Source organism: Variovorax glacialis (genome assembly GCF_051216375.1).
GTDB lineage: Bacteria > Pseudomonadota > Gammaproteobacteria > Burkholderiales > Burkholderiaceae_C > Variovorax.
Map to the genome: position 1 here is coordinate 19,984 of NZ_JBPJZT010000034.1, position 7,688 is coordinate 27,671.

The 7,688-nt window shown below is 60.8% G+C and carries 7 protein-coding genes; 4 read left to right on the forward strand and 3 right to left on the reverse strand.

What is annotated here, in order from left to right:
• The first annotated feature begins 1,182 nt into the window (after window positions 1–1,182).
• Entirely contained in the window at window positions 1,183–1,248 is a 66-nt protein-coding gene (locus ACSFBL_RS34665; protein ID WP_435520354.1) for a hypothetical protein, read from the forward strand.
• 252 nt (window positions 1,249–1,500) lie between these two features.
• Here ACSFBL_RS34665 and ACSFBL_RS34670 read toward each other — a convergent pair whose 3' ends face one another.
• Complete coding sequence (locus ACSFBL_RS34670; protein ID WP_435520348.1) at window positions 1,501–2,526, reverse strand: IS30 family transposase; 1,026 nt, start codon at window positions 2,524–2,526, stop codon at window positions 1,501–1,503.
• A gap of 36 nt (window positions 2,527–2,562) precedes the next feature.
• Here ACSFBL_RS34670 and ACSFBL_RS34675 point away from each other — a divergent pair, with 36 nt between their 5' ends.
• Together ACSFBL_RS34675 and ACSFBL_RS34680 are read left to right on the forward strand one after the other, a co-directional pair.
• Window positions 2,563–3,051: a FadR/GntR family transcriptional regulator gene (locus ACSFBL_RS34675; protein WP_435520349.1), complete on the forward strand. Its 489-nt coding sequence runs from the start codon at window positions 2,563–2,565 to the stop codon at window positions 3,049–3,051.
• Between the two features lie 47 nt (window positions 3,052–3,098).
• Entirely contained in the window at window positions 3,099–3,392 is a 294-nt protein-coding gene (locus tag ACSFBL_RS34680) for a hypothetical protein (protein WP_435520350.1), read from the forward strand.
• A 740-nt stretch (window positions 3,393–4,132) separates the two neighbouring features.
• Here the strand turns inward: ACSFBL_RS34680 and ACSFBL_RS34685 are convergent.
• Window positions 4,133–4,696, reverse strand: coding sequence for an OmpH family outer membrane protein (locus ACSFBL_RS34685; protein WP_435520351.1), 564 nt, complete (start codon window positions 4,694–4,696; stop codon window positions 4,133–4,135).
• An 841-nt stretch (window positions 4,697–5,537) separates the two neighbouring features.
• On the opposite strand from ACSFBL_RS34685, the gene ACSFBL_RS34690 reads away from it, so the two are divergent.
• A complete protein-coding gene (locus ACSFBL_RS34690; protein WP_435520352.1) occupies window positions 5,538–6,779 on the forward strand; it encodes a glycerophosphodiester phosphodiesterase in 1,242 nt (413 codons plus the stop codon).
• Window positions 6,780–7,466: 687 nt separating this feature from the next.
• On the opposite strand, the gene ACSFBL_RS34695 is transcribed toward ACSFBL_RS34690, so the two are convergent.
• Window positions 7,467–7,688, reverse strand: a 222-nt coding sequence (locus ACSFBL_RS34695) for a DUF892 family protein (RefSeq protein ID WP_435520353.1), incomplete at its 5' end; no start/stop codon positions are given.

The following is a 7,688-nucleotide window of genomic DNA, read 5'->3' on the forward strand; positions in this document are numbered from 1 at the left end:
TCAGCCACCGGAGGTCGCCGGTCGCGCCGACTTCCGCATGACAACCGCGGGTGACCTTTCTCGACAAGAATTGCAGCGCCGCGTCGGCCTGATCGTGCGCGTCAACACGAACGCCATAAGTGGCGCGTCGCCTTCAAACTGCGCCGACATCTCGTCGACGTCGGATCCAGGAGGGCGCGAGCAACAGTGCTCTTCAGACGATAACGACCCGGCTGTCGATCGCCACCAGTTGATGTGGCGCAGAGCGTGTCGGCGCAGTTGTCGGCGGTGTGCGCGCTTCAGGCGTCGTCGCAGGCCGCTGCGCAAAATCAGCGACGGGTGCCGAATTCACATGGTGCTGCTTGACCGTCCGTGTACGCTCTGCGCCTTGCCGCCATTCCGCTACCCCTTAGCGCGGCGCACTGCCTGCGGTCGGATGCAAAATGCTTGAAGTTGCTCGAGGCGGCCGGGCATTGGACAGGGTGCCTTTTCTTCGTGGTCATGACTGATTCTCCCGCCCGAGCCGGCGCGTGGTTGGCATGATCGGGCCCGCAATCATCGCAGCGACATGCAATACTCTCAAGGCTATGACCGTACCCCGGACCGTCCACCGCGAAATCGCAGCGCTGCGGCTGGCCTGCGCCGACGCCGCTTCTCTCAGCCCAGGGGCTGCGGCGATGGCAAGCGCCTATGTAGTCGCTTTGCCAATGCCGTTGGGATGGCGGGCGAAGGTGCAACAAGCGCTCGACAAGCGCAGCGGGAACGGTACTGCCCTACGGCACGAGGAACTGCATGCCAAGTACGGCGGGCCTGGTGCTTGGCACCCTTGCACATACCGCGACGGCACTGCAGCGGAGGTGCGGCAATGGCTGGCTGATCTGCAGGAGCGGGCAGCGCCGTACTTGGGCACCCCCCTTGACCTTCCGCTGATGCGACGCACCGTGGACCGGGCGCAGGTGTTTCTTCTTCCCTCTGACATGTAACTATTACAACGTCAGAGCAAAAAAATGACACGCGCCAGATAGCCCTTCGAATACTCGGTGTATGACCTGGAAAACGATAGCGTGGCGCGGTGCCTCGATGAAGACGCTCCCCGCAGCCGTGTGTGGCGCAGGACCCGCCCATGGAGGCCCGGCTTTATCGTGTGGTTGCCGCTCGTCTCGAAAACCTGATTCGTGAACGACAACTGAGGGCGGTGATCGGCTGCCGTCTGAGCGCGATCTGGCGGAGCAACTCGGGGTGAGCCGCACCTCGGTCGTGAGGCAGTGATCGTGCTTGACATGGGCAAAGTGGTCGAAGTTCGTGGGGGCTCAGGCATCTACGTGAGCGAAGGAGCAGTCGCCGATCTGGCCGAAGCGGGGCCGGGGCCCTTCGAGGTGCTCTCGGCACGCCGCATGATCGAGAGCGAAGTCGCCGCCGTTGCGGCACGCATGGCGAGCGACAAAGCGATCGACGCGATCATGGCTGCCCTGAACGACATGCAGCGCTTGGCGGTTTCAAGGGCGAAGTGCAACAGTTTAGTTATTGAACTGATGAAGGGGCTTGCTGAGCCATTGCGAGCATGTGAGAGAAGACGGCCAGCGGGGTGTTGAAGCCATGAGTGGCACGAGGCCTGGAGTTGAGGCTGTCGGCGATGGCATCGAGATCTTCCTGGCTGTAGACGCTCAGATCGGATCCCTTGGGCAGGTACTGGCGCAGGAGACCATTGGTGTTTTCGCAAGTGCCGCGCTGCCATGGGCTATGTGGGTCGCAGAAGTACACACGCACGCCGGTATTGAGGGCGAGCTGCTGGTGACGACTCATTTCCTTGCCCTGGTCGTAGGTGAAGCTGTGGCGCATCGGTGCGGCGATCGAATTGAGCTTGACGGTGAAGCCTGCGAGCGCCGAGACCGCGGTGGCATCTTCCATGCGAGCGAGCAGCACCAAGCGGCTGGAGCGCTCCACCAGCACACCCACGGAGGACTTGTTGCCTGCTCCCTTGATGAAGTCGCCTTCCCAGTGACCGGGCATCACGCGATCCTCGATCTCTGGCGGGCGCACGTGGATGCTGATCATCTCGGGGATCTGGCCGCGCCGGTCATTGCCGCGCGAGCGCGGCAGGCGCGTGCCACGGCCCTGGCGCAGGCAGGCGATGAGCTGGCGTCGCAACTCGCCCCTGGGCAGGGCGTAGATCGCGGTGTAGATCGTTTCGTGAGACACGTGGCGTGCAGGCTCGTTGGGGAAGGTGCGCCTCAGGGTAGCGGCAATCTGCTGGGGCGACCACTTCCAGTCGAGCATCGTCAGGACAACTCGCCAGACGACGCCGCGAACATCGAGCTTGGCCGTGGGGCGCGCGGCGCACTGACGCGCCACGCAGGCTTGCTGGGCGAGATGCGAACCGTAGGCTTGTGCCCCCATGGTATTGCGCCCGAGTTCGCGGCTGATGGTCGAAGCCGAGCGTCGCAGCGTGCGGGCCATGGCCCGCACGCTGCAGTCTTGCTGACGCATGCTGGCGATGGTCATTCGGTCCTCGGGCTGCAGTTGCTGATAGCTGAGTCGGTTTTGCATGGAACACCTTCCTTGAAGAGGTGTTGCACTTCAGACTTGAGGCCGCCCTTCCATGACGACCGAGAGAAGAGCGAACTCGCGGATCGCGCCTTTCACGTGTTGATTGCCCGAGCGACCGGCAATGATGCCTTGGTCGGCGTCGTCGAGCATCTGTGGGACCAGCGCGGGCGCCTCTGGTCGCGCATGGAACTTCACTTTCATACCGCCGAGTTGCGCTCAGCGACTTTGAATGATCATCGCGCGATCCTCGAAGCCATCGTCGCGCGCGATCCTTCCACTGCAGGTCGGGCGATGCGCCGCCATCTCGAGCGCGTGGCGCGGCAGTTTGCGCGCAACTGGGGCGCAGAAGACCCCATGGTTCCGACTGAAAAAACATCAGAAAATGAAGTCGGGAGCGTCGGGCCATCGAAATTGAGACGAGCATTCCATTCCGCGAACTCCCTACTATCAAACGGGGAGCGCCTCGTGCGCGGGACGGCTAGCTGGCACGACTTGCTGGCGCGACAAATGCAGCAAGGGGCCTGAACCTTCACCCCAAAGTCATACTCCGGCCCTCAAAAATGGAGACGGTCATGTCATTTTTCTTGATTCACGCGGTGCGGTGGGGAAGCGACGGGACACCGACCGAATTGCGATGGGCAAAGTGCAGCTTGGATATGCGCGGGCTGCACCAGGGTGAGCTTGTTGAAGTGAACGTACAGGACGCGGTCGACGCGATCCAACGAGGCGACAAGGTACAGGTGTTTGTTGGGGGGAGGGTCGGTTCGATCGTGCGTCTGCTCGTCAACGAAGGCGGGAAAGAGACGATTCAGGACATCAAGGGTGTGCGCGAACCAAGCCGGCTTGCAAATTTGCCGACTTTCTAAGCTGACGCTGTGCCGCAGAGGGTGTCCCAACTGCGCGAACCAAACTTAAATGGCAATCGATTGAAGAAGGTGCCGGCGGCCAAACAATGGTCGGAGGCGTCAACCAAAACCAGCCAAAGCAGCCTTATGACGGCTCACGAGAGCGGTAACGACTTTGTGCGACACCTACGCCGCTGCCTCAATAGCCTGGGCGCGTCTTGACGGCGCTCACCTCGCCACGATGAAGGGCTAAATCATCAAACGACATCTCCTTGCAACGGCCCGAGCGTTCGGTTTCTGGCAGGCGCGGCGGAACGTGTTCGCCATGACGACTATCTCCTCAATCCGAGCAATGGTCGGCGCTCAAATCGTCCGGCACACCCTTCGCCTCCACAGAAACAAAGGCGCTGCTGATTAAGGATTTCCCTGCTCCCGGCGCTCCGTGCGCAAGTTTATTGCTCGCGCTGACTTTCTTCAACGGCAGCTTACAAAAAAATATGTCCGTCCTTGAGGCTGACGGTCGGATGGCCCCGCGGACACGCTCCCTGGTCGCATGCGCAGTCCTCCATCAAGACTTCCCGGACCAAGCGCTCGGGCGTTCCAAGTGATTTGGTTTCTGTACCCCCAGGACCTGGCAGGGCTTCCCGATGTCGTTCCAGAGGCTCGGCGCAAGCGCCGAGGCCGGCTGCACGTTGGGGCCGCCAGTTGGGCTCCCATTTCTCTTCACCTACTGCCGTCGACCGGGTCGCCCGGGGTATTGGTCATAGAGGCTGACGTAGAGTGGCCGAGACCTTCTCCGAGGGGCCATCTTTCGAGCCGCATACCGTTGATGAAAGTATCAAGTCGTTGTCCAATTCCCAGATAACCTTTGATGTCCAATCCGCCTCGGGTCGGACATACAACACGCTATCAAGAATGAAGTCCGCATTCATGGCGGTTGCAAGCTTCTCGACGGCAATGCGAACCCTGCGGAACATTTCGTCGTGGCACTCGACCGTAAGGTGCGCTTCTTCTGCCTTGAGCAGCTTGCTATCAAGCGACAGTCGTTGCTCCGCGTCGATCAAATGGCGCATGGCTGCCTCCAGCAAACCAGCTGGCAACTGGCCCTGTTCGAGGCCGGCCCGCACGACAGCCAGTGCCTCCATGCGTCGGCGCAATGATGATTCGCGTTCGACGAATTGGTCCGTGAGGGTTCGCCGAGCCAGATATCCCATCCGCGATTCATCGAAGACGCGCTCGACATCTACGAATGAGCGGCCCGTCCGCCATCGAATGGGTCCCAAAGAGCAATAGAAGTGCGGCCACCAACCACGATCGCGGTTCATACCGACGAATATGTTGCTCTTTTGAAGGCATGAACATCCCGATGAAGGAACGGCCAGCGCGGGATTGCCGGGCCGCGACGAGGGGTTAGGATGACTTGTTTGCGTTGGCCGAGGTAAGCCTGAACATCTCGCGCACGCGTAGGAAATTGCTGGAAAATTGAGTTGATCGCTGCGGGCGAAGGACAAGTGATTTCACAACCGTATCTCCACTTACCGAGCCGGCGTCAAAGAGAAGTTCTTGAATCAACCGTGTCTCGTGGCGTTTGCGCAATTTCAGGCCTTGGTATCCGTCCGGCGCGTAAGACTTGGGTGGTCGTCCGCGTGAATCTCAAGACAGTGGAACTATTGACGGGGACTTCTGTGCGTCACGCCAGGGCTGCCAGAGGCCAGCGACGCCCAGCGTCTCGACATTGAACGTCGTGAATGGCGTCGGGACTGCTTTCCCGGTTCTCCAAGTCGGCTCGCGAGCGGTTCGCTTGCACGATGCCCACGACGGTTAGGGCGTCGGGCGTGACGGCACCACCCTTTGTTGGTCACGCGTCCGACCGTATTCACGTCAATTTCAACGTCCTTCTGCGGGCTGAACTTGGTGATCGCCAGATTCGTGGGCAGGGTGAAGCTGCGCAACTGCTTGCCCGTGGACCGCGGGAACTCTTAAACATAGGCCCCATACTCACCTGACACGAACACGCGCTAGCCGTCAGCGGTAACACGGATGCCGTCCTGGTCCAGGCGTTTATTGCCTACGCGGCCCTACCCCCAACCTTCTGATGCCGCCGTCGTTCACCTGATTGTCATGCATAGCAAGTACCGTCCGTTGGCCATCAAACGGAGATCTCGCATGACCATTCCGAAGAAATTCACTGCGGCCCTGCTCGGTATTGGCGTCCTGGCTAACGCGGTGCCTGCAGGTGCTCACGAGGAGCAGGCGCGTCGTCGAGGCGACAACGCTCCTTTGGTGATCGGCCACAGAGGTGGCGCCAGTGGCTACCTGCCCGAGCACACACTGGAAGCGTATGCACTTGGCATCGCATTGGGCGCAGACTACATCGAACCCGATCTGGTTGCCACCAAAGACGGGGTGCTGATCGCACGGCACGAGCCCAATCTCATCGATACCACTAATGTCAAGAGCCTGCCGGAGTTTGCCGATCGGCGTCGCACGATGACAATCGACGGCGTACCGACGGACGGATTCTTTGCCAGCGACTTCACCCTGCGCGAGATCAAGCAACTGCGTGCGGTTCAGTCTTTCCCGGAGCGCGACCAAGACTTCAATGGCAAGTTCGAGATTCCAACTCTGGCTGAGGTGATCGAGTTGGCAAAGCGCAAGTCGCGCGAAGAAGAGCGACGCATCGGCATCTATCCGGAAACCAAGCATCCGAGCTACCATCAGGCGATCGGTCTGCCGCTCGAAGACAGGTTGCTGGCTGTGCTCGGCGCCGCAGGATGGAACCATCGCAACGCCCCGGTGTTCATCCAGTCCTTCGAGACCGCCAACCTCCGGTATCTCCGCACCAAGACGAGCGTGCGGCTGATCCAGTTGATCGACGCCAACGATGTCAAGCCCGACGGCTCGCTCGACCTTACCAAGCCCTATGACAAGCCCTACGACTGGGTCGTTTCCAACCGCGACGGACAGTTCAGCGATCTCGTGACCCCGCGTGGCCTGCGTGAGGTCAAGGGGTACGCGGACGGCATCGGCCCGTGGAAACCGTACCTGATCTCGAGCGCTTGCAAAAGCGTGAAGTCCGGAGTCTGCGTCGACGTCACCGGCGATGGCATCGTCGACGAGCGCGACCGGGAGCTCCTTGCGCCCACCGACGTGATCGCCAACGCTCACAAGCTGGGGCTGCTGGTGCATCCGTACACCTTCCGCAGCGAGCAGAAGCGACTGACCGGCAGTTTCGCAGGCAACCCAATCAATGAGTACCTCGCCTTCTACGAGGCTGGCGTTGACGGGCTGTTCAGCGATTTTGCAGACACCGCCGTCGCGGCGCGGGCCATGTTCCTGCTCAAACACGATCCCGACTATGCACGCTGCCTCATCAATTCGCGCAAATGCGAAAAGAACAATGACTAGCATTGCGCGCCGGCACACGCGGCGATTTCTGATTGCCAGTGTCTTCCCGGTCGTGACCGCAATCTTTCAACCGGCGTGGGCGGAAGGCGGATTGCCTGGCGGGTTACGTGCGGCCGAGGTGGAATCTGGGAGGGCAAGCGCGACGGCCGCGGCGCTATCGAGCAATGATTCAAGGCAGGAGGCTGTTGCCATGGAGCCGGGCGGCGCGGTCTTCAGCCCGTTCATACGGGGGCCAAGCACCGCCCCACAGCCACAGATTTCAACGAATGCGACGAATGCGAGAGCGTCCGAAGCGTCTGCTACCCAAGGGCACGGCATCTCGACGATTGTTGCGGCGGTGGCCGCCGTCCCCGTGACCGCATGGCTCCGGGGCCAGGGACAAACGCGATCACAAGTCCGGCCGCGCAAAGGATCCGCACCTTATCGGATGCGGTGGTTGATCGCTACTTTCCGATCATCGCTGATGTCGGCAACCGGGATGTCTGCCAATCTTGAGCCGTGCTCGTAGGCAACGCAATTGATCAGCATTGTCGGCCCTCGAAAATCCTCGTACGTGCGTGATTGGTGATCACGTCAGCGGGCATGGGCGCTGTGGGTGTCGCGGAGCAGGCGCAGGAAGCGTCGGCCTGATTACCCAAAGACAACTCACCGAGTATCGGTACGGCTGGTGTCCGCCAACCCCACCAATCATTCCGCCGCTTGAACGTTGATAGCAGCTTCGGCCAGCTCGCTCATGAGTTCGTCACCCCGAATCATGTCCTTGACCGCTGAATCAAGAGCTTTCGAGTCGTCCTTGCGCTTGAGCGCCTTTGCAAAGGCAGAAACGGTGCCGAAACCCGTTATGCCGTAATGCGTCATCCGCTGAAACTGCGCGATGATTGCCGCATCAAGCACAGCACCCTTTGTGGG